A 23698-nucleotide genomic window follows, 5' to 3' on the forward strand; every position below is an offset into this window, starting at 1 on the left:
TTGCGACTTTATTGAAAATACCAAGTCATGCATTTCTAATTACTTATATTTTTTGAAACTAGCAATTGGAGGTTGAATTAACATTGTCGTTTTTTTGAAATATAATACATGATATGAAAGCTGAGGTCGCATATACAACGATTTGAGACGGTTATCACCAGATTGTATATCTATTAACGCGGCTGACAACGCTATGTGAATTTTGCGAAAGCCGCAGGTGAGGAGCCAGTGATGCCATCTGAGTACGTAAAGGAATACCTTATTTAACTATTCTGGGTTTGAGGGTAATACATAATTAAAATCATAATCACAAAGTTCACAAGTGAATCGCCACGGGTTTAACAGACACCTCAGAGTCATTTAAGATGACTTAAAGAGAGGTGCCCATGAGCGGTAAGCGTTATCCAGAAGAGTTTAAAATTGAAGCAGTCAAACAGGTTGTTGATCGTGGTCATTGTGTTTCCTGCGTTGCAACACGTCTCGATATCACCACCCACAGCCTTTACGCCTGGATAATGAAGTACGGTCCGGATTCTTCCACTAATAATGCACAGTCGGATGCTCAGGCCGGGATCCGCAGTCTTCAGAAAGAGCTGAAGCGGGTCACCGACAAACGGGACATATTAAAAAAAGCCGCGGCGTACTTCGCAAAGCTGTCCGACTGAGGTACGCCTTTATCCGCGACAACAGCCGTTGTTGGCCTGTTCACCTGCTCTGTCGGGTTCTGGATGTAAATCCGGGTGGACTTTATTTCTGGCTTCAGCAGCCACATTCACAGCGCCACCATGCAGACCAGATGCTTCAAATAGTTCTGGCTTGAGTCTGGCTGCGTCTATGGTTATCGCAAGATCCATCTCGATCTGCGTGATACCGGGCAGCAGTGCGGAGTGAACCGGGTCTTGCGGCTGATGAAGCGTGCCGGAATAAAAGCTCAGGTTGGGTACCGTAGCCCACGGGCACGTAAAGGCGAAGCCAGTATCGTGTCACCTGACAGGCTCCAGCGGCAGTTCAATCCGGATGCTCCGGATAAGCGTTGGGTGACGGACATAACCTACATCAGGACCCACGAAAGTAGAGATAAACTTGGTTACTGACAGTACCATTATACCGTTAAATATCACGCCACCGTTATAAGAACAGTAGCAACAGGATATAGAGAGCACAAAAAACAATCATAAATTAAATCATCAAATCTAGAACATCCCTCTAAGAGCTTTACTAGGTCAGCAAAGAAAACCTTCAGGCTACCACTGTAATAACTCTGCCATCTGAAATACTATAATAGCCCTCTATACGAGAACCTGTAATGCGATTACGCGAAAGGTTTTGGGTCAATTCTAATGTTATCTTCTTATTTGAAGTATCGATTCTGCAAACTTTGGCTGCATCAAAATTGAAGAAGCGTCCAACTTCAGGGTAGAGCGCTTTAAAAAGACTCTCTTTCACGGAAAAGATGAGTAATAACGCAGTAGTATAGTCAATGCCGCTGTCTGAAAGAACATACTTTTCATCCGCCGACACAAACATGTCTGCTGTATCCCTCATTGTTTCCGGAGCAAAAAACTCTATGTCAACACCAGGTGTCATACCCGATTTCTTTGGAGCAATTACTGCTATGGAGCATTCATCAGAGTGCGACAAACTTCCGCACCACTCAGATGGCCAAACCGGAGAGCGGTTTGATGACGTCCCTGGTGTTTCGTTACAACCAAATAGCTTGAGAGCTTTTTGCGCAGCATAACGTGCTGCAAGATATTCAGCTTTTCGTTTCACAACGGCCAGAATCAGTTGATCCGGAAAAGGAATTGAAAATTCAGTAAAAAGTTCGTCATCATATTGCTCAACTGAAAATTTAACCTGACAATAAAACATAGACGGAAATGGTTCAACCCAACCCATGTTAATATTTTGGATGAAAGGAGGGTCGGAGTCACTTTTCGTTTCAGTAAACATAAAATCTATCAATTATTTGTAATATTTTAAACAGAAGTACAATCATACCTTACCCACTGTACATTTCATAGACTGGCCTCAGGGGATATTTTTTTAGAATGACACATGATGTTGACCTGCCCCTAGAATTAAATACAAGGCTCAATTAGTAATGTCGGATCCTTCACTCTCAGAATTGCCCTTTCTACAGCTCGCTGCAAATTCAGACGGCGTCTGATAATTCAGCGTGGAGTGCGGGCGACATTCGTTATAATCCTGACGCCATTCGCCGATGGTTTTCCTGGCATGACTGACGTCGCTGAACCAGTGTTCATTCAGGCATTCATCGCGAAAGCGCCCGTTAAAACTCTCAATAAATCCGTTTTGTGTCGGCTTGCCGGGCTGGATAAGTCGCAGCTCAACTCCATGCTTAAAGGCCCACTGATCGAGTGCGCGGCAGGTAAACTCCGGGCCCTGAACGGTTATTATCGTAGCCGGACAGCCGCGAAACAGCGCAATGCTGTCCAGAATACGCGTGACCTGCGCGCCTGAAATCCCGAAGGCAACAGTGACCGTCAGACATTCCTTTGTTAAGTCATCGACGCAGGTAAGGCACTTGATCCTGCGACCGGTAGCCAGCGCATCCATGACGAAATCCATCGACCAGGTCATGTTGGGCGCCGCCGGGCGGAGCAGCGGAAGCCGCTCAGTCGCCAGACCCTTACGACGACGCCTGCGTTTAGCGCCCAGCCCGTTCAGATGATAAAGGCGGTACACGCGCTTGTGATTAACCATAAGCCCTTCACGGCGCAGTAACTGCCATATGCGGCGGTAGCCAAAACGCCTGCGCTCCGGTGCCAGTTCAATAATGCGCCCTGATAAATGTGCATCAGCAGCCGGACGCTGAGCATCATAACGGCAGGTCGACAGGAACAAACCTGTAAGCCTGCAGGCACGACGTTGCGACAGACCGGTGGCATCACACATCAACACCACGGCTTCCCGCTTCTGGCCTGTCGTCAGTACTTTCGCCCCAGAGCCACCTGAAGCGCCTCCTTATCCAGCATGGCTTCGGCGAGCAGCTTCTTGAGCCTGGCGTTCTCTTCCTCAAATGACTTCAGGCGCTTAACCTCAGGCACCTCCATACCGCCATACTTCTTACGCCAGGTATAAAACGTGGCGTCGGAAATGGCGTGCTTACGGCAGAGTTCCCGGGCAGAAACGCCGGCTTCAGCCTCGCGGAGAATACTGATGATCTGTTCGTCGGAAAAACGCTTCTTCATGGGGGTGTCCTCATGTGGCTTATGAAGACATTACTAGCATCGCGGTGTATTAATCAACGGGGAGCAGGTCAAGGATTTCATCGAGATGCCTTTTGCGAACAGCCTCGGCGATCGCCAGCTTATTCGGGAAATACTGATACAGCGAACCGATGCTGACGCCGGCGGTGTGCGCCACCTCGTTGGTCGTGAAGTTTGCCCAGCCTCTCTGCGCCAGAACGTGAGCACCTGCCTCGACAATACTCTCCACCGTACTCTGGGAACGCTGCTGTTTGGGGCGTTTGCGCATCGCGCGGTGTTCTGTGGGAATGCGAGTAGCCATTAACAACCTTCATTATTAATATGAGGATGCGCTCATATTCTGGATTTTTGTAAAACCGGAAGAGTATCTGCAGCTGTAAGCGGGGTTTCTGGCGACGGTGGCGGCGCCGGACGTGGCATCCGTGCTGGATGAACTGCACCCACTGAACGGGGGCTTATGACATGACGGTAAGAGACAGCGGTTTCAGCGCAGGCACCGAGGCGCCCGTCAGCCGGGCTGAAGAAGACCGCTATGGTTTTGAAGGCGTAGCAGCAGGTCTTGTCCGCAGCATACTGGCCTTGGACAATGACGTCAGTACAGTGATCGGGATTGAAGGAAAAAGGGGCGCGGGGAAAACCAGCCTGCTCCGCCTACTGATGAATAAACTGGAAGATCTTAAACCCGACGGCACATACGTTCTCCACTTAGCGCCGTGGCTGCGAGCTAATAGCATGAGCCCGGTTGACTCACTGCTCTTGCCTGTAGCCGCAATTCTCCGGGAGGAAGAGGAAAGGCGCCAGCCGCCCCCACGTAATCTCTGGCAGAAATTCCAACGCCGCATCCGGAGGGGCAGGAAAACCGGCGCGGCGCTGGACATGCAAAACTATCTCCGGCAGACCTCCGGGCGACTTGCGCCTCTGGCAGAGTTTGCCGGCAACTTCGTTCCAGTCCTCGGGATGGCCGCAAAGGGTATGGAGACGCTTGCGAAGCTTGATCTATCGGGCCGACAGCAGACTGCAAGTGACCTGCACGCCAGCCTTGATAAAAAAATCAGGCTGCTTGACTTGAATTTTATCGTCATCATCGATGATCTCGACCGGCTGGAGCCGTCTCAGGCCGTGGAAGTGCTGCGTCTGGTACGGTCGGTGGCCAACTTTTCCCGTCCAGCGTAAAAATATCGGTGCGACAACCAATTTCCTCCATCGCCGGGCGATGCAGATCATTACGCAGTTTTGGGTGACCGGCCAGAACGACGGGTAGCCGACCACCGCCGTCTTCAACCATTTCCATGTATCGCACCCTTAATGTCTTTCATCAACTGCTTATGGTGGGCAGTTTCATAATACCCGGCCTGTTCAATAGACTGCGTCAGTCCATAATGCTCCATCACTTCAACCCTCATGGTCTTCTCCTGATTGTCTGCTACGAAAATAGTCTCTAATGCGGACGAGTACTTCACTACGGTTAAGCGTCTCAGTCAGAATACTGTCGATAAACGCCCGGTCTTCATCCGACATTCTGGCCAGCGATATGGCCAGATCGTCGGCAATTGCCAGTTTTGCTGCAATAACGGTGGGAAAGTGGTATTCAAATTTTCGGGTATCAAAAGGATGACACAGATCACAATTAAGCAAATACATTAGAATTTCTTTATATTTAATTTTTAATTTGTGATAATACTACAGTTATTCTTATATTATAATGATATCTTACTATTTTAAACTCACTGTTTTTGATAGTACTTATCATCACAAGGACGTTGTTTTTATTATGAATAAAATTGCTATTATAGGAAGTTCATTCGAATTCCCATCAGTTAGTAATGATCATGATTTATGGATGGGATTGATAAATAAACGCTGTTTTTTCCATAATAATGCCTATCCTGGAGATGAATACATAAATGCCTGGGGGGGTGTGGAAAACCTGAAAGGTTTTGATTATCACTTCTTTGGTTACTCTTATCATGAAGCCAGCAAAATGGACCCTCAGCATCGACATCTGCTGCAACATAGTTGGTGGGCAATGGAAAATGCTGGCTATATGAACAGGGAATCGTTACCGGTTACGGCGGTATTCGCCTCGGCTAGTGAGAACCATTATCTGTTGCAAAATCTGGCAGGTGAATTGCAGGCGGGAACGGAAAATGAGGCCTTACTAGGCAACCTTCCAGACTTCCTGGCAACCCGAATCGCCTGGAAACTTGGCACAACAGGGCCGGCATTTTCCGTACAATGCGGATGCAGTTCTGGACTGGCTGCTCTCCATCAGGCTCGTATTGCTTTATTAACAGGACAGGCCGAGATGGCATTGGTGGGAGCCGTGTCACTGGCAGCCCCTCACTGTGAGGGATACGATTATCTGGCTGGTGGAATACGGTCTGTAGATGGCAAGATCCGTGTTTTTGATCGTGATGCCAGCGGTACCGTCTTCACGAATGGTGTTGCAGTTCTGGTTCTCAAACCTCTGCATAAAGCACTTGAAGATGGCGATAACATTTTAGGTGTGCTGGAAAGTAGTGCAGTGAATAATGATGGAGCGGATAAAGCAGGCTTTACCGCTCCCTCTGTATCCGGTCAGCGTCGTGTTATTCAGCGGGCAATGAAAATAAGCAATATTGCGCCTGAAAACATTGCTTTATATGAAGCGCATGGAACAGGTACCCAATTAGGCGATCCTGTTGAATTTGCAGCGCTTCAGGAAGCTTGGCCCACGAAATCAGTTGCGGAACCTACCTGCGCATTGCAATCTGTAAAGGCTAATCTGGGACACTTGGATACCGTAAGTGGCCTTGCTGGCATCATTAAAGCTTGCCTTGTGTTGAAGCATCGTCAGCTTCCCCCACAACTGAATTTTGAGCATCTTAATCCACATATTACGCTGGAAGACTCGCCTTTCTTTATTAACACAGAGCCTCGGGTACTGGCAGAAAATGCTCGTTACGCTTGCATTAGCGCCTTGGGTATTGGAGGCACAAATGCCCATGTAATTTTGAGTGGGGCACCTGTGTTGACGGCATCCTCTGCTTTATCTTCTTCGCCACATCTCTTTTTACTTTCGGCACCTAGCCAAAAAGCTTTGGGCAGAGTTCGGAATAGCTGGGCAGGATGGCAGGGAGATGACCGTGCTATTGAAAAGGCAGCGGCGATGACCCGATTCGGAAGAACCGCCTTTCCTGTACGTCAGAGTGTTATTGCACACAGCATTGAGGAATTGAAAGCGGGTGTGAAAAATGCGGGAAGCGGCGTTACTGTTCCGGACACTATGCCTTCCATCGTAATGATGTTTACCGGACAGGGTTCGCAGTATGCAGGTATGGGGAAACAGTTATACGAATCTTCGACTTACTTTCGCGAGAGGCTAGATGAAAAATTAGCCATTCTGCGTGAGTTGTCGGGTAAAAATTATCGCGCGATATTATTCGAACTGCAGAATGAAATCCATATGCCTGAACATACCCAGCCCGGACTTTTAGCGCTGGAGGTTGCTTTGGCTGAATATTTAAGCCATTGCGGTGTCAAGGCAGACCTAATGCTGGGCCACAGTCTTGGCGAATATTCGGCAATGGTTGCAGCAAAGGCAATGAGCTTTCGGGATGCAGCAAGCTTGGTTGTTGTCAGGGCACAGTTGATCCAACAGACAGCGCCTGGCGCTATGTGCAGCATCATGGCTGGCGCAGAGTTGTTGCCCTCACTTTTGCACGGGACAGAAGTGGATATTGCCGCGCTCAACAGTGACATGTTAAGTGTTGTTTCCGGTAGCGAAAATGAACTCTCCCGGGTTATGACCCGTGCTCAGCAGGCAGGAATTTTTTATCAACCTTTAAAAGTTAAGCGTGCGTTTCACTCCCGACTACTTGAGCCAATTTTGCCTGCATTTCGTGAGGCTCTTCAGAACGCATCTTTTTCAGCCACACAAATACCGGTGATATCAACACTTACTGCACAGATTGAACCCTTTGCACACATCAGTCAGGCGGATTACTGGGTACGTCAGATGCGTGAACCGGTCGCATTTGCTGCGGCGGTCAGAAGGGCTGCTGCCACGGACAAGGCGGTCTGCTTTATTGAAGTAGGTCCCGGACATACGCTGAAAGCACTGGCTTCTCAGAATACGCATCATCCCTGTATTAACGTCTTACCGCATCCGGCAGAGTCAGAGCAGGCAGATAAAGTATTGATGACAGCTTTTGGTCGGTTGTGGGAGCAGGGGATAAACATTCAGTGGCAGAACATTCATGACCGTCGGCCAGAACCTGCTCTACCTGTGCCACCCGGTTATCCCTTTGAGTTAACTGAATGCTGGACTGAAAAACAGCGTACTGAACGCCTGACTCTGAACAGTTATCAGCGCTGCTGGGTGCCGCTAACTCGGCCGGAAAGGGTGGCGGAAAGTACGGGTGAATGGTTATTCATAACGGATGGTTCCTCTGCTACAGCCGGAATGGCTGACATGTTATGCAGCCGACTGAACTGTCAAGGTGACAGAACGCGCATCATTTCGTTTGATGCAGAGTCCTGGTACAAGATGATGAAAGAGGCTCCTGACAATATCTTACTGTTATTACATCCTGAGACCTTTCGCCGGGAAACCTTCAAACCATTGCTGATCTTATTGGATATGGTAAGAAACTGGCGGGGACAGGGGGCTCGTTGCCTGCGGATCATTACCCAGTCTGCCGTCGATTTGCTGGCGTCCCCTTGCCCTGCACTGGTAGCCTTGACTTCTGCTGTCAAGTCACTCAACCAAGAGTACCCTGCCTTGACGACCCGTTTGATTGATACAGACGGGCAGAATGAGTTGCTACTGGCACATGAAGTGACTGCCCGGTCGCCTGCCGTGGTCGCTCTGCGAGATGCTGATCGGTTTGGTGAAGGATTTCTCGCTGCACCGCTAACGGAAAAAAGCAGTGGTGAAATAACACCGCCCCGTTCCGTAGTCATCCTAGGCGGTGGTGGGCAGGTAGGGCTCCAGTATGCCAAGGTCTTTCTTGAAAACAGTCAGGCACATGTCTGTCTGCTACAGCGTAGCTCGCTCGAGACCCTAAGAAAGCAGAGTGTTGAGGCAGGAATGCAACGCGCTGACCGGATTGAAGCATTGATGCAACGGTGGCCGGGACGTCTGACGTTGGGGGAAGCAGATGTGCAGTCAGTCTCCTCGTTGATGACCGCATGCCAGAAAGCCAGAACGGATATGGGGAGTCTGGACGTACTTATTCATACAGCCGGTATTGATGCATCTATGCATTATCAGCTAATCCGCGATGTGGACGCACCATTCTGTGAGCTGAGCTTTGCGGCAAAAAGCCAAGGGTTGCACAACATGGCAGAAGTTGCCTCTTCGCTTGAGGTGCCGCATTGCCATGTCATTTCATCAATTTCATCTGTGCTTGGCGGTATCGGTATGTATATCTACGGAGCCATGCATGCCTGGCTCGATGCTGCCGTTGCCGAGCTTCGTCGGCATCACTCTTCGCGCTGGACACTGCTGAATTGGGAAGCATGGGAATTTGGAAATGACGAAGACGTGCCTGAGCATTTCCGTCAGGGAGCATTTGGCTCTGAACTTAATCGCTATGCAATGCAGCCAGCTCAGGGACGCCGGTTTCTCTGGCAATGTTGGCAGGATCTGCAGGGGCAGCGAATCATTTCCAGTGTTGACTTTCAACAGCGTTATCGGGAATGGGTCGAAAACCATCACGAAGCGGCGAGTTCTGTAGATGATGCATCGGCACAAAAAGCTCCTCGTCCTGACATGAAGAGCGAATATCAGCCTCCCCAAACGACTGCCGAAGAAAAAATTGTTGCGGTCTGGGAGTCATTACTTGGTCTGAATGGAATAGGTATTGACGACAATTTCTTTGAATTGGGCGGACATTCATTACTGGCTTTAAGAATGACCGGGCAAGTGAATCAATCTGTCAATGCCTCTATGTCCATGGTGGATATTTTTCAATATCCCACAGTCCGCAAACTGGCTGCGAGTATTACCGGCAACAGAAGTTTCGACACGGCCCGTGCCGATGCTGCCCAACGAGCTCAAAGGCGTCGCCAGAGCCACAACAGCAAACGCGCTTAATTCACGTTTCATCCCTTTTTAACGGAACTATCGGGAAAAATATCCATGAATGACAGTAATAAAATCGCGATCGTTGGTTATGCCGGCTCATTAACGGGTTGTCCTGATGCAGAGCAACTGTGGCAACTGACTTCACAGGGAAAAGAAGGTATCCGACGTTATACACAGGAAGAGATTGCCAAACACCTGCCTGCCTCATTTTATCAACTACCCAGCTTCCGTCCCGTTGGCGGTGGCCCCGAAAATTATCGTCAGTTTGACGCTGCTTTTTTTGGTTATAACCCTAAAGAAGCTGCTTATATGGATCCGCAGATCAGAAAATCACTGGAATATGCCTGGCTGGCGTGTGAACACGCAGGTTATGCACCCGATCAGATTTCCGCGCCAACTGGCGTCTATACCGTTTCGGCTGTAAACAGCTACTTTAATGAAAACCTTGCTGTCCAGTATCACCAGCGAGCTGATTTACATGAGCAAACGCAACTTCTCTATCTGAACGAACCCGATTTCATGGCTTCGCGGATTGCTTATCATTTTAACTGGCAAGGGCCAGCAGTAAATCTTCGTAGTGGATGCTCGAGTTCACTGGTTGCCATTCATGAAGCCTGTATGAGTTTATTACAGTTTGATATCGATATGGCGGTGGTAGGAGGAGCGGTTATTAAACCACGCTATCAATATGGATATCACCATGAACAGGATGGTATTCAGTCCGATTCTGGCCATTGTGCACCTTTCTCCGCAGATGCGGATGGTACGATTTTTACCAATGGTGTTGGCTTTCTTGTGCTCAAGCGCTATGAAGATGCCATTAAGGATGGTGACAGCATTCATGCAGTCGTTCTCGCTACAGCCATAAACAATGATGGCTGCGATAAAGTTGGCTACATGGCACCCTCGGTGTCCGGTCAGATCAGAGTCATGCTTGGTGCGCTGGCAAATGCGGAACTGGAGCCTCAAGATATTACCTATATAGAAGCGCACGGTACTGGCACCAGTGTTGGTGATCCGATTGAATTTGAAGCGCTTACAAAGGTGTTTGACGGGCTGCCTGCGGGATCGGTGTCGCTGAGTACGGTTAAAGCCAATATCGGACATCTGGACGCGTTGTCTGGGATTGCAGCTGTGCTCAAAGTCATTCAGGACATGAAGCATCAATCTGTCTCACCTCTGGCAAATTATACCCAGCCCCATCCTGCTGTCAGACTTGATCAGTCTCCTTTTACCATCCCGCAAAGTCTGACTGAGTGGCAACCCTCCGCGTCGTACCAACGCATTGCTGCCATCAGCTCATTTGGCGTAGGTGGAACAAACGGGGCATTGATCCTCGAGCAGGCACCTGCTGACGTCAGGCCGACAGTGGTAGCAGGTACACCTGTCTTTATCGGCTTTAGTGCTCGTACTCCCGACGTCGTATTTCAGCAGGTTAAGCGGATGCATGATTGGCTAAAGGAGCATCCTGAAAGTCAATTAGCCGACATTGCCTGGACATTATTGAGTGGGCGTAGCGCATTTAAATATCGGTGGGGCTGTGTCGTAGATTCAGTGAGTGATTTGTGCGACAGACTGTCAATGGCTGATTCTGTTGAGTGTATGACCGTTACGGCGAGTCGTAGCTGGACGCTAGAGGAAGCTCAGCAGGCGACGGCGGTGCAACTGTCTGATTTCTGGTTAAGCGATGGCAACATTGTTACCAACACGTCTTTTCCCAAGAGCTGTCGACGTATTCCTTTGCCTGGCTATCCTTTTCAAGCTCATGATCACTGGATCGATGCGGAACCATTCAATACAGAACAGGGACAGTCAACTGAAAATAGAAAAATCAGTGATATTTCCCAGTGGTTTTATACACCCTATTGGAAAAAACAACGCATCTCTGCCTTGACTGTTAATATAACAGGTAAACGCATACTGATGTTCCATCATGACGATAGTTTTTCCGGGCAGTTTAGCGAGGAATTAATCCAACAGGGTGCGAGTCTGTTACATGTAGTCGCTGGGGAAAAATATGCCCGACTGGGCGACGATCATTATCGTATAGAGCCCGGAAATGAAATGCACATGAAGTTGCTGATTCAGGATTTGGCTGAAACAGCTATGTTGCCCGACTGGGTGGTTCATCTGTGGTGTCTGGGTAATCAAAATGAGACAACAGATCGCATTCAGTCTCAAGGGCTGTATACCATGGTTGCCTGGTGTAAGGCGTATAATGAGCTAGCGCTAACGGTGAATTTTCATACGTTACTGGTTGCAGACAGAATGATCAGCATCGTTGGTGAAGAGGATATTGAACCAGCAAAGTCTACTTTGCTTGGCATCTCACAAGTGTTGCCCAAAGAATATCAGGACATCCAGTGTCATCTGGTGGATATCGCGCCTAATTTTCAGGCCGAACAAACGATTCGGATGCTATTGGCTGAGATGGGCAGTGGCAGCAGCAGTGAAATTGCCATAAGAGGTGTCCATAGATTTGTAAAAGACTATGCACGTTATAGCGTGTCAGAAACACAGCTGGGCGAAAGTCTGCTGTCTGGTAACAAAACCATCCTTATTGTGGGCGGACTTGGCAATTTTGGTTTGGAACTGGCGGAGTTTGTGGCACTGAATTATCAGGCACAGGTCTACCTGACTACCCGCACGCGTTTTCCTGCCCATTCAGAGTGGCAAAGCTGGCTGGAACAGCACGGAAGTGAGAACACTGTCAGCGAAAAAATACTGCATTTACAGAGAATTGAAAATCTGGGGGGCAAAGTCGAGATCTTGACGGCGGACATTACTTGCCGGCAAGACTTAGTCCAGATTAATACATTATTACAGACGCGTCACAGACGTGTGGATGGCGTTATTCATGCTGCCGGAACGGTTGACAGCGGAATGATCCATACAAAGACGCGCGATTCGCTGGAACAGGTCTTCTCGCCTAAAATTGCCGGCACAATGAATCTCTGTGATGTTTTCCTGCCACTTAATCCTGATTTCATCCTGCTTTGCTCCAGCATGAATGCCATCATTGGTGGCTTGGGTCAGGTTGACAATACGGCTGCGAATGCTTTTGTGGATGCCTGGGCGGAGCACTGCCATCAACGCGGCTACACGCAGGTGCTGGCGATTAACTGGGGTGCTGTGAACGAAGCGCGGGCCAGAAACTATTCTGCACAGCCACAGTTCAAAGAACTTAGCCGTGAGCATATTAAAAACAAAATGTCTCAGGATGAAATTTTTGAAGTCTATCGCCGACTATTCTCTACTACTTTCGGTTCCCGTGTTGTGGTTTCCACACTTGATTTCAACAAAGTTATTGAAAACTGGTCACGAGTGGGATCTGTTGCGTCGCTGACGCAGAAAGTAACGCTGATCTCACGTAGTAGGGATGAGTTTGTACAAACCTCGTGGAAAGATCCTCTCTCAACGTATGAAATTACCGTCGCAAAACATTGGGAAGCATTGTTAGGCATCGAGCGGGTTGGTAATGATGACAATTTCTTTGAGTTGGGCGGGAATTCTTTAATCGTTCTGCAACTGATAAGTCTTCTTAAAAAAGACTATCCCATCAGGATGCACGCCATGGCGATTTATGAACATCCAACCGTGCGGGAATTTGCAGCTCACGTTGAACAGTTAGCGCGTGAATATATGGACAAAGTCCAGATTGCTTAATCTGTATCAACGGATGATAAGAGAGATAAGAAATGAATGGTTCCATTATTGAGCGCGTGCTGAAGCACGCAAAGCTTCGGCCGAATGCGACTGCTATTTACTGGCAGCAGGATAAAATTAGTTACTACCAGCTGGCGCAAAAAATTCTAACGCTGGCGGAACATTTCCGTCAGATCCCGCAGCCGGGACCTGTGGCTGTTCATCTGTCCAGAACACCCGATTTAATTGCAGCATTACTGGCAGTTTGGCACAGTGGGCGTGCATTTGTTGCGCTTGATGCCCGGCATCCGGAGGCACGGCGACAAAGTATTATTGTCGAAAGTGCACCAGCAGCCATTGTCTATGACACACAGCCTCCGACTGCAACAGACTGCCAGCTATGGCATATTAGCGAGCTGACAGAAAATAATGCAGCCATGACCGACATGCTGCCTCAACAACATTCTAATGATATAGCTTATTTACTGTATACATCAGGCTCCACCGGCAAGCCTAAGGGGATTGCTATCGGCCACCCCAGTGTGGAGGCATTAACAGACTGGGCTCTGGCATTTTATTCGCCTAAACAGCTGAAATGTGTACTCGCTTCCACAACCATCACCTTTGACCTGGCTATTTTTGAGATTTTTGTTCCTCTTGCTGCGGGAACGTCTCTCTATCTGGTTGATTCTGCACTTGACTTGTTGACGCCATCGTCCAGCTACGCTGCACTGACATTAATTAATACGGTGCCTTCAGCGGCTCGTGAGCTAGTGCGAGCACAGGCGATCCCTAAGGGGGTTACGACGTTGAATCTGGCGGGAGAAGCACTGCACTGGAAGCTAGTTAATGACATTTACCAGTGCAGCCAAGTGAGCTGTATATGCAACCTGTGGGGGCCATCAGAAGATACAACCTACTCAACTGTTTATCGAAGCTTGAGGGAAGAGGAACGGCCGGAAAGCGGGCCTGTACCGATTGGCCGGGTCATTGAGGGAAGCCAGGCATTTATTTTAAATGATGCACTGCAGTTGGTAGCGTTTGGTGAACCGGGAGAGATATGTCTGGCGGGCAACGGGCTAGCTGAAGGCTACCACAATAATCCCAGCCTTACCGCCGAACGCTTCCCCTTTATCCGTGGGCTGGAAGGACAATTGCTGCGTATCTATCGGACTGGTGACTGGGGACATCAGGATCGCAATGGCATTCTACATTTCCATGGACGTATGGATTTCCAGGTCAAAATTCGTGGTTACCGCATCGAGCTAGAAGAGCTGGAACAGTCCTTACTGACACTCAATGAGGTACGCGAAGCTGCCATCATTGTAGATAACACACACCAAGAACAGCAAAAATTGATTGCTGTTGTGGTAAAAAGCGATATTAATGAGCCGGACGGCGATTTTACTGCCCATTGCCTAAGTCGATTACAGGCAATGCTTCCTCCTTATATGATGCCGCATGTGTGGCATATCCGTTCAGTAGCGCTGCCGCGGACAACGAGTGGCAAAATTTGTCGACGCACCCTCAGTGAGGAATGGAGTCAGACATTATCACGCTCAGGTGAGCCCCCGTTGTCTCCAGTTATGCAGATTATGGCAGAGGCGCTTGGATCAGTTCCTGATGAAGATGCGGCATTCATGGCGCAGGGTGGGGATTCCCTATCTGCTGTGAGATTTCAGACACTGCTCCGCACACAGCTCGGTAAGTTAATGAGTCTTGATACCCTGCTGAGCCAGAACGTCACGCTCAGGGAACTGGAACAGCAGATTCAAAGCATGCCAGTGTCTGTTGGGGCAGTTTCGGCGCCACTTATGCTTGAAGCTGATCGCCTCAGTGCAATTGAGTACCGCATGTTTAAGGTGTATCAAACGCATCGTGCCAAGGCCTGCTACAACATCGGAGTAACATTATATTTTGATGAGGGCGTCGATGTTCCTCGCTTAAAACAGTCATTTCTCACTGTGCTTCACAGGAGTCGGGCTTTATCTTGCTGTATCGAACCGGATGAGCAGGGGGCCTGCTATCGTCCTGCATGTCTGGATGACGTGTGGCGGCAGGAATGTGGTTCAGGCACAGACGGTGAACTGTCTGCATTTTATGGGATTCCGTTTCAGTTGGAATCTGAGCCTCCTGTTCGGGCATTGTTGCTTAACAATGATCATGCTGTGGGCAGCACGTTGTTGCTTTCAATCGCTCATACCGCAGTGGACGGGCTTGGCTTACGTGCGTTGCTTCAGAATATCGCATTACTTTACCGGGATGAGAGACATTCAGCACCGGAAGCTTATGTGATAACTGAGCCCGATGAGGCACGTCGGCGGGCCGCCCATTCCTACTGGCAAGACGTTTTGAACGGATTTCAGTCAAAACCTGTCTGGCCTCAGGCGTTATGTAATGTACCCGATGGCTCACTCTCCTGGACTTTCAGCCGTGAGGTACATCATGAGCTGGTAGATAAAGGGCGTGAAAAAGGCGTCACGCTGCCGGTATTACTCATGACGACATTGTTTATCGCGCTTCAGCGATTAAGCGGAAATCAGGACATAGTGATCGCCACTCCTGTGGCAAACCGCCAGCAATCAGAGTTACAGCGTTGTGTTGCAAATATGACCAATACGCTGCCTTTACGTTGTCAGTTGAACGATGAGAGCAACGCGGGGGATGTGCTCAGGAAAATTCAGAAACAGCTCAGTGATAGTCTGGCCTGGCAGGACGTAGCCATAGACGGAATAATGGCCGATCTGGAAGGTGTGGCAGATAAAGATGCCATGTTCAGTACGCTATTTAGCTATATGGATTTTCTACAGGGCATGGGAACATCTTTTGACCTGTCTGTTCGCTGTGATTTTTATCAGCCTCAGGAAGCCAAAGCACCGCTGGTGGTTTCCGCTATTGTGACTGAAGAGGGCGATTTAAGAGTTATTTTTGAATATCAGGGAGACACGGTTTATCCGGAATGGGTAAGCACACTCTCCCAGTTGTTCAAACAACTCCTCTGTCAGGGCTGCGCGATGGAAGACACGGTACTCCGTCAAATCAACCCAGTTCCCCTGGCGCAGCAGCCTTTATTACGGGCATTGCAGGAATCCTCCCCTGTGGCAACTGCTACATCGCTGGCGAGTTGGCTGGCCACTAGTGCAGAAATCTTTTCCAGCCGTATTGCTGTTCAGGATGACGATACCGCAATAACGTATGCCCGGTTGTGGCAGGAAACGGAAAGCCTAGCCGCTGGATTACAGGCTTCAGGGGTTAAACCGGGCGATGCCGTCGGTGTCAGTATGGAAAAAGGCTGGCGATTGATTGCCGTTTTATGCGCGGTATTGCGTACAGGTGCTTTCTATGTGCCGCTTGATCCCCGTAATCCGTCTGCGCGAAATCACTATATTGCTCAACAAAGTAAAGTTTGCCTGACGGTGGTGGATGATTCGGTCATACCTGCGCCGAAAGACATTCATTACAGCGTGCTCCTACGCCCGAATCAGAGTATGACACCTGTATCGGTTTCCGGAGACGATCTGGCATATGTCATATTTACGTCTGGGACAACAGGGCAGCCTAAAGGTGTCACTGTAACGCATCATAACGTCTGCAGACTGTTCAGCGCCTGTCAACAATGGGGCAACTTTGGTGAGCAGGATAGCTGGACGTTGTTTCACTCCTTTGCATTTGACTTTTCAGTGTGGGAAATATTTGGTGCCTTACTCTATGGTGGGCGTCTAGTCATCGTTCCACCAGCCCTGGCAACTGACATGGTCGGCTTCGCCTCCTTGTTGGATCAACATTGTATTACGGTATTAAGTCTGACACCCACTGCGTTCCGTAACTTCATTGGGACCACGGGTACGACGTTAAATCATAGCCCGAGGATGATTATTTTTGGTGGAGAAGCGTTACGTCCGGCAGATTTAAATCCATGGTGGCAGTGTTACGGCTCAGAACAAACTCGCCTGATCAATATGTACGGCATCACTGAAATTACTGTTCATGCCACTGTGCATGAGATGTCCCCCGACGACACAATGTCATGTATCGGCAAGCCGCTTGCAGATAATGGAATTGTACTGCGGGATAAGCGAGGATTGCTCTGCCCGGTTGGCGTTCCTGGCGAATTGTGTATCACTGGAGATGGGGTGAGTCCCGGATATCTTAACTCGCCGGCGCTCAATCAGCAGCGGTTTGGCACACTGGTCAGTCAGACAAATCGCTATTACTTTAGTGGTGATTTGGCTGTTGCTGATGGCAATGGGCAACTGTATTACTTGGGTAGGCTAGATCAACAGGTAAAAATTAACGGCCATCGCGTTGAATTGGATGAAATCAGCATCACACTCAGACAGATTCCGGGCATAAAAGCTTGTGTCGTAAGAGCGATTCACATAGGCGGTGGTACACGCATGTTGGCCGCTTGGTATGTCGCGGAACAGGATATTACGCCGCAAACGGTTACAAAACTTTTGTCACAAACGCTGCCTGTATGGGCAATCCCCGAGAAGCTGATGCGTATTGACGCCCTTCCGCTAACCGTAAACGGCAAAATAGACGAAAGTCAGCTGCCTGACCCGTTAACGGACACCGGCCTTTCTCAACAGCATCCAACACAACCGGTACAGTACATCTGGCAGCAAATCCTTGGCCACAAAAGCCTGCCAGATGATTTGCCATTTTTTGAAGCGGGTGGCAGCTCAATCAAGGCGGCATTGCTAGTTCAGCAGTTGAATAAATTGCTGGAGCAACCTGTTATTACTTTACTTGACATATTTCGCCACCCCTGCATCCGTGACCAGCAACGGTTGGTTGACAAGTTTTTTGAGGAAGAAACGATCTGATGACTATGGATATCGCAATCACAGGAATGAGTGTTCGCCTGCCCGCAAGTGACACACCCTGGCAGCTTCATGAATTATTGGCTGATGCTGGGTCGGCAATTGAACGATTTGATAACGAGCATCCTGACAGAGTGGGAGCCAGGGGAATAATTCAACGGCACGACTGGTTTGATTCCCGGTATTTTCGGTTGGCTGAAGCGGAGGCCAGCCGTCTGGACCCGCAACACAGACTGGCGCTTGAGGAAGCAGTCAAAGCGTTGGAGTCTGCCGGATATCGTTCGCTTAGTAGCCGACAGGCTATTGAATGCGGCGTGTTTGCCAGTTGCTCCGCTAATCAGTCCCACTGGCAGGCCTGTCTGGAACAGGATGCAGACAATGCCATTGCCCGCTATAACCTGTTGCTCGCCAATGATAAAGACTTTTTAGCGACGCGTATTGCTTGGCATCTTGATCTCACAGGGCCTGCAATGACGGTACAAAGCGGCTGTTCCAGTGGTCTTGCTGCTTTGCATCAGGCTTGCCAGGCTTTACGAATGGGAGAGTGCTCTATTGCGCTTGTCGCAGGTGTTTCACTGACATTGCCTTTAAAGGAAGCATATCCTGTCAGTGAAGGAATGATATTTTCTCCATCCGGATCCTGTTGCCCTTTTACTGAAGATGCTGATGGCACTATTGGCGGGACCGGGGCGGTTGTGCTCGTACTGCAACAGCTGGAACAAGCACTGCTGGAGGGAGCCCCGTGTTGGGGCATAATCAAGGGCAGCGCAGTAAATAATGATGGTAGAAAAAAGGTCAGTTTCACGGCACCGAGTATTGACCAACAGATTGCCGTTATGCAGCGTGCGTTAAAAGTGGCGGGAGTAAAAGCCAGCGATATTGGCTTTATAGAAGGTCATGGTACGGCAACAAGCATGGGGGATGCGATTGAGCTGGCTGCGTTGAGTGAAGTCTATGGTCGCCAGATGCCGCTTCCTTCACTCGGGAGTATCAAAGCAAATATCGGTCATCTGGATGCAGCAAGTGGCCTTGCGGGCGTTGCAAAATGTCTGCTGTCATTCCACAACCAACTGATCTATCCGCAGCCTCACAAGACCGGCACGATCCTCAAAGGCACGTCTTCTTTTGCTTTACATGCCCGGCCCTTGCCATGGCGTGGTGCATCACGCATGAGCGTCGTCACGTCGCTTGGCGTTGGTGGAACAAATGTGCATATGGTATTGGGCGAGGCACCACCACGAGAAATGAAGCATATAACCGGGCCCTTCCTTATCCCTTTAGCTGCATCCACTGGGCAGAGGGTACAGGAACTGGCACGTCAGTTGCGCGAAGCGACTGAATCCATGTCGCCTGACACACTGCCATATTGCGCCTGGACGCTTCAACAACGTTATCTTTCTGAAAAATTCAGCTACCGTTGTCATTTGGCTGTACAGAACTGGGAGCACTGGCAGCAGCAGTTACAGCAGGTTGCTGACGGGGCTCCTCTGAGCATTATGCATTGTGAGGATGCTCCGCCAGTACTGAATAAAAATGAGGGGCTGTACAGAATCGCGCTACCAGCGACACCTCTTGACAGCCACAGCATCCCGTCACCAGTTGAGCAGCCCGGCAAGAACTTCATTCAGCCTGAAGGAGGGGAACCTGATAGCGATCCCGAAACCCTGATTGTCGCGGCCTGGCAAAAATGCTTGGGGTTCAGTGATAAACCCACCACTGACACCCATTTTTTTGAAGCAGGCGGGAATTCTCTGCTTTCTGTTCAACTTATACAGGCATTAAGGCAGCAGGGCTTCACCACTGTGAATATCGCCGATATCTACGCTGCGCCAAAGCTAAGCCATTTTGTCAGGCGGCTGAAACAGAAGGACAGTGAGAAAGCTGACGTAGTGCCACAGGAAGTCAATACTGATTATAAGGAGATGTGACTATGTATCTCAGCCCGGTACGCAATAACAGAGCAGATTTTGTCATCCTTTTTATTCCTCATGCCGGCAGTTGCGGTGAGGCTTACATGCCTTGGTTCAGGTATTTTTCTCAGCATGCGGATTGCCGATATTTGCAATTGCCAGCCCGTGGAGCCAGAAGGGAAGACGTTATGCCCGACAGTATCCAGTCAATGGCAGATTTGATATTGCCTGAACTAGAAAATCTCATGGATAAAAAGATAGTATTTTTTGGTCACAGCATGGGAGGTCTGATTGCATTTGAGCTGGCGTGTAAAATGGAAAGTTACTGGGATAAGCCTGCTCATGCTCTATTTATTTCAGGTTGCCGGGCACCTGATGAACCGATTATCCGAAGCCTTACTGGTCTGGGTGATAAGCAATTAATCCGGGAGCTGGCAGGCATGGGAGGGACAGAGACTTTCTTACTTGAGCAGCCAGAACTGTTGTACCCCTTCTTGGCCACATTACGCCAGGATATTTGCTTGTGTGAAAAGTATGTCAGTCCGATATCTGAACCTTTGCGGACCCCTATCCATATTTTATGGGGAACGGAGGATTATTTGATCACACAAAAGATGATTGACGGATGGAGGCGATTTTCCAGCGAAAAGAACATCGCCTTTTATCCTCATAAAGGTGATCATTTTTATCATCACCAGCAATCAGAAAATGTAATTAGGCTTATATGTGATAATCTTAACTCCGATTGAAAATAATTAATAAACTCACCTAACTTAACGATGGGTAAAATACGCATGCACGATATGGACATTAAAAATACAGAGGAAGATATGATTAACATCAATGAAGTGAATGTCAGTCTTTATATGTCGGGTAATATTTCTGAAAAATTTTCCTCCCTAGCTCGGCAGTTGCCGGACATGCAGGTACGTTACCTTAACGGACTTCAGTATATCGACTGTGGTAAACGCTCTGATACCTTTAATACCGTTTTTGGAACACCGACATTTCAGGAAGATATTACGCGTATTACCCAATATTATAGTCAAAGAAATATGCCAGCAGCGTGGTGGTTTGCTGAACCCACGACGGTTATTGCAGAGTTATTGGAACAGGCAGGCTGGTGTCATGAAGAAAACGATGTAGGAATGTATTTTCCTCTGACTGCACCGATATCAGCTTGTCCGAAAAAAGTATTATCTTGCATCGAATATTGTGATAGTCCGGTGCGTTTTCGGGATTTTGGAGAGGTTTTATCAGCTATATTCGAGCCGGGTAATCCTGTTGAAGCAGAAAACATCCGTGCAATTTATCAGGCAGCAGGTGAACATTGTACTCGTCTGGATGAACATCTTATTCAGTTGGTAGGGTATCTGGATGGGGTACCTGTGTCGACGGCCACCCTGTATTTAAAAGACAATGTTGCAGGGATTTTTGATATTGCGACTCCGGAAAAGTGGCGCAGGAAAGGCTTTGGTAGCGAGATGTTTCACAGTGCTTTACAGTTAGCACAGAAAAAACAAGCAAAAATTTGCGTGCTGCAGGCATCTCCTGACGGACTAAATATTTACAAGAAATATGGCTTCAAAATTTCCGGTAAATTTGAAGTATGGAATCTGTCTACTACGGCCTAATGCAAGGGCATATAAATACCGTTTGTGATTTTTATTCTTTGAGAGATGATATGTATCGCCACCTGAATACGACTATATTTTTATTTTTGACTTTAATGTCATACTTCTTTTCATTTTCGATTAACGCACAGGATGAAACGGAAAATTTAATTGAAAAGCTAACGAATCTTCCAGGCGCAAGTAGTTTTGAAGGGCCTGTGCGAAATGTCATAACCGAACTGTGGAAAAATAATAATGTTGATATTTCTGTTGACAATGTAGGCAATGTTATTGCGCGGATTAAAAACAAAGAATCAGAAAAATCAAAAAACAATCTTCATGTGTTGATCATGGCTCATATGGATGAAGTGGGTTTTATCATCACAGATATTGATGAGCGAGGATATATTAAAGCTAAACCATTAGGGGGCTGGATAGATCATGTTTTATGGGGGCATCGCTGGAATATTTCGATTGGCGATAAAACGCTGCCTGCTTTCACAGGAATGGATGCACCGCATGTACTCAATGATTTCAGCGTTCCTCCAGCGGTCACATCGGCAAAACTATTCTTTGATACAGGGCTTACTCGGCAGCAACTGTTGGATAAAGGTGTCAGGCCTGGTTTAGCTATCACGCCAGCCGCCAATTTCACGATTCTGGATCCGGGTAAACGCTATGCGGCTAAAGCATTTGACGATCGCGCTCTTCTTGCCATGATGACCGAACTGCTGGTTGACATTAGTAAAAATCCTGAAACTTATAAACATCTCAATCTCACCTTTGCTGCAACCGTACAGGAAGAAGTCGGCATGCGAGGCGCTGCCGCGCTGGCTGGGCAGGTCGATGCTGATGTGATTTTGAATTTGGAAGCGGGCATTGCAAAAGATTACCCCACTCAATTTACCCAGGAAACTACCCCCATACTGGGTGCCGGGCCGGCTTTGTTCGTCTACGACGGAAGTATGTTACCTGATACCCGGTTAGTGACATTTATTCATGATGTAGCCCGTGATCACCATATTCCGAATCAGTGGGAAAGTGAACACAGTTACGGTCAGGATGCCTCTTCGCTACAGTTTTCTGGAAAGGGTGTCCGAGCCATTAATCTGGCTCTACCGATACGTTATGCTCACAGTCAATGGGGAATTATGGCGCGGCAGGATTATGATGCCATGCTTCAGTTACTCAAAGTGGCTTTACAGGAGATAAGCAGGGATAAGCTATGAACCATCAGCGTAGATTCTGGCTAATCATGCTAATGTTGACTTTGCCATCGCTTCTGGGGGCGCTGGCAATGGATATGCTCTTGCCAGCGCTGCCTGACATGGCCGTGTCTCTCCAGCTAACCGCTGGCCAGATTCAGTGGATGCTGAATATTTTTATTCTGGGTTTTGCTTTTTGCCAGCTCCTGGTCGGGTTGGGAGCCACCCGTTTCAGCGATCATCAATTATTTTTGCTGGCAATTGTGTTGTTTATTTTGAGTTCAGCAGCTATTGCTTTCATGACATCTTATACCGGAATACTCGTGTTGCGTTTTATGCAGGCTTTGGCGTCCTGTACAACACTGGTTATATCAATGTCATTAATCACACAAAGTTTTTCCGCTTCTCAGGTAACCAAAGGTCACAGTATTCTGTCAGGCATAACCAGTCTTGGACCATTGCTTGCACCTCTGGTGGGTGTGGCAATTCTCAACACAGGGGCTAACTGGCGTGGCATATTCTTTATGCTCGCGCTGACGGGCTGCCTGATTCTGATTTTATTTTTTCGGGTTAACCCTTTATTTTACTGGCGCACGCAGCCCGCGCCTCGGCAATATTACGGGAAGATTGCACGGAGTCCTCAATTCTGGCGCTATGCTATATTTTCATCAGCAGGCATGAGTTGGATCTTTTTATTCTTTTCTACCTCGCCTTTTATTGTGCATACGGTCTATCTGCAGGAAAAATGGGCGCTTGCCTTATTATTTTCTATAGCTTCGTGTTGCTTCATGATTGGCAGCTACATGGGAGCCGTATCACGGCAGAAAGAGCCTTCAGGGCTGCTTTTGGAGTACTGCCTGATAGCCCAGATAGCATTGTCTGCTTTTTTAGCAACGCTCACTGTTTTTTATGAATTGCCTTTTTATGGATTTGTTATCTGGATAATGTTGATGCAAGTAAACTGTGGCCTTTATTTCGGACCTGCCATTTCTGCTGCATTACAAACATTTCCCGATATACCGGTTCAGGCGGCTGCTTTTCAGGGATTTCAGCAATTTTCCATCACTTTTCTGATCGCTGGCCTGTTGCTGTTTTTTTTCAGACACGAAATTTACGATTTGAGTGTGATGGTTCTCATTGTTTCTTTTCTGGCTATTAGTGCTGTTTCAATTGTTAAAATTAAATACGGAGTATGA

General features: G+C 48.3%; 12 protein-coding genes and 3 pseudogenes. 10 read left to right on the plus strand and 5 right to left on the minus strand.

Going from position 1 to position 23698, the window contains the following annotated elements; all coding sequences use genetic code 11:
* Window positions 1–386: 386 nt before the first annotated feature.
* Window positions 387–1088: pseudogene (locus GC090_RS22110) on the plus strand (IS3 family transposase); the annotation flags it as partial.
* Between the two features lie 151 nt (window positions 1089–1239).
* Here GC090_RS22110 and GC090_RS22115 read toward each other — a convergent pair.
* The 3 genes from GC090_RS22115 to GC090_RS22125 form a co-directional block, all read right to left on the minus strand.
* Window positions 1240–1953, minus strand: a complete 714-nt coding sequence (locus tag GC090_RS22115; protein WP_324022184.1) for a 4'-phosphopantetheinyl transferase family protein — start codon at window positions 1951–1953, stop codon at window positions 1240–1242.
* A gap of 141 nt (window positions 1954–2094) precedes the next feature.
* Window positions 2095–3215 (minus strand): IS3 family transposase gene (locus GC090_RS22120; RefSeq protein WP_324022186.1). Its coding sequence is split into 2 segments (ribosomal slippage): window positions 2095–2957 and window positions 2957–3215, totalling 1122 coding nucleotides; the frame shifts between segments, so codons are not numbered across the junction.
* A gap of 49 nt (window positions 3216–3264) precedes the next feature.
* Window positions 3265–3534, minus strand: a complete 270-nt coding sequence (locus tag GC090_RS22125) for a TetR/AcrR family transcriptional regulator (RefSeq protein WP_416381892.1) — start codon at window positions 3532–3534, stop codon at window positions 3265–3267.
* 161 nt (window positions 3535–3695) lie between these two features.
* Between GC090_RS22125 and GC090_RS22130 the strand changes: the two genes are divergently transcribed.
* The gene (locus GC090_RS22130) at window positions 3696–4406 is read left to right on the plus strand and encodes a KAP family P-loop NTPase fold protein (protein ID WP_324022188.1); all 711 of its coding nucleotides are present in this window, start codon (window positions 3696–3698) and stop codon (window positions 4404–4406) included.
* On the opposite strand, the pseudogene GC090_RS22135 reads toward GC090_RS22130, so the two are convergent.
* Together GC090_RS22135 and GC090_RS22140 are read right to left on the minus strand one after the other, a co-directional pair.
* Window positions 4393–4693, minus strand: a pseudogene (locus tag GC090_RS22135) (AAA family ATPase); the annotation flags it as partial. The gene GC090_RS22130 and the pseudogene GC090_RS22135 sit on opposite strands and share 14 nt — an antisense overlap.
* Window positions 4626–4844: pseudogene (locus GC090_RS22140) on the minus strand (IS481 family transposase); the annotation flags it as partial. The pseudogenes GC090_RS22140 and GC090_RS22135, both read right to left, overlap by 68 nt.
* A 91-nt stretch (window positions 4845–4935) precedes the next feature.
* Between GC090_RS22140 and GC090_RS22145 the strand changes: the two are divergent.
* The 8 genes from GC090_RS22145 (at window position 4936) to GC090_RS22180 (ending at window position 23698) form a co-directional block, all read left to right on the plus strand.
* Window positions 4936–9312: a type I polyketide synthase gene (locus GC090_RS22145; RefSeq protein WP_324022190.1), complete on the plus strand. Its 4377-nt coding sequence runs from the start codon at window positions 4936–4938 to the stop codon at window positions 9310–9312.
* A 45-nt stretch (window positions 9313–9357) separates the two neighbouring features.
* Entirely contained in the window at window positions 9358–12969 is a 3612-nt protein-coding gene (locus tag GC090_RS22150) for an SDR family NAD(P)-dependent oxidoreductase (protein ID WP_324022192.1), read from the plus strand.
* 32 nt (window positions 12970–13001) lie between these two features.
* A complete protein-coding gene (locus GC090_RS22155; protein ID WP_324022194.1) occupies window positions 13002–17777 on the plus strand; it encodes a non-ribosomal peptide synthetase in 4776 nt (1591 codons plus the stop codon).
* Window positions 17777–19702 (plus strand): beta-ketoacyl synthase N-terminal-like domain-containing protein, encoded by a 1926-nt coding sequence (locus GC090_RS22160; protein WP_024472079.1) that lies wholly within the window; start codon window positions 17777–17779, stop codon window positions 19700–19702. Before GC090_RS22155 ends, GC090_RS22160 begins: the two co-directional genes overlap by 1 nt.
* Before the next feature lie 2 nt (window positions 19703–19704).
* Entirely contained in the window at window positions 19705–20433 is a 729-nt protein-coding gene (locus GC090_RS22165; protein WP_324022197.1) for a thioesterase II family protein, read from the plus strand.
* An 81-nt stretch (window positions 20434–20514) separates the two neighbouring features.
* Window positions 20515–21318 carry a GNAT family N-acetyltransferase gene (locus tag GC090_RS22170; RefSeq protein WP_324022199.1) on the plus strand — a complete coding sequence of 268 codons (804 nt, stop codon included), beginning with the start codon at window positions 20515–20517 and terminating at the stop codon, window positions 21316–21318.
* Window positions 21294–22526, plus strand: coding sequence for a M42 family metallopeptidase (locus GC090_RS22175; protein WP_324022201.1), 1233 nt, complete (start codon window positions 21294–21296; stop codon window positions 22524–22526). Before GC090_RS22170 ends, GC090_RS22175 begins: the two co-directional genes overlap by 25 nt.
* A complete protein-coding gene (locus GC090_RS22180) occupies window positions 22523–23698 on the plus strand; it encodes an MFS transporter (RefSeq protein WP_324022202.1) in 1176 nt (391 codons plus the stop codon). Before GC090_RS22175 ends, GC090_RS22180 begins: the two co-directional genes overlap by 4 nt.

Origin of the sequence: Pantoea sp. JZ29 (assembly GCF_035190385.1) — a bacterium.
In the GTDB taxonomy this organism is placed as follows: Bacteria; Pseudomonadota; Gammaproteobacteria; order Enterobacterales; family Enterobacteriaceae; genus Pantoea; species Pantoea stewartii.

Excerpts from the sequence above, each read along its gene's own strand:
- GC090_RS22170 (WP_324022199.1), top strand. The coding sequence starts at position 20,515 with ATGATTAACATCAATGAAGTGAATGTCAGTCTTTATATGTCGGGTAAT.
- GC090_RS22150 (WP_324022192.1), top strand. The coding sequence starts at position 9,358 with ATGAATGACAGTAATAAAATCGCGATCGTTGGTTATGCCGGCTCATTA.
- GC090_RS22115 (WP_324022184.1), bottom strand. The coding sequence starts at position 1,953 with ATGTTTACTGAAACGAAAAGTGACTCCGACCCTCCTTTCATCCAAAAT.
- GC090_RS22180 (WP_324022202.1), top strand. The coding sequence starts at position 22,523 with ATGAACCATCAGCGTAGATTCTGGCTAATCATGCTAATGTTGACTTTG.
- GC090_RS22125 (WP_416381892.1), bottom strand. The coding sequence starts at position 3,534 with ATGGCTACTCGCATTCCCACAGAACACCGCGCGATGCGCAAACGCCCC.
- GC090_RS22160 (WP_024472079.1), top strand. The coding sequence starts at position 17,777 with ATGACTATGGATATCGCAATCACAGGAATGAGTGTTCGCCTGCCCGCA.
- GC090_RS22175 (WP_324022201.1), top strand. The coding sequence starts at position 21,294 with ATGGAATCTGTCTACTACGGCCTAATGCAAGGGCATATAAATACCGTT.
- GC090_RS22145 (WP_324022190.1), top strand. The coding sequence starts at position 4,936 with ATGATATCTTACTATTTTAAACTCACTGTTTTTGATAGTACTTATCAT.
- GC090_RS22155 (WP_324022194.1), top strand. The coding sequence starts at position 13,002 with ATGAATGGTTCCATTATTGAGCGCGTGCTGAAGCACGCAAAGCTTCGG.
- GC090_RS22165 (WP_324022197.1), top strand. The coding sequence starts at position 19,705 with ATGTATCTCAGCCCGGTACGCAATAACAGAGCAGATTTTGTCATCCTT.
- GC090_RS22130 (WP_324022188.1), top strand. The coding sequence starts at position 3,696 with ATGACGGTAAGAGACAGCGGTTTCAGCGCAGGCACCGAGGCGCCCGTC.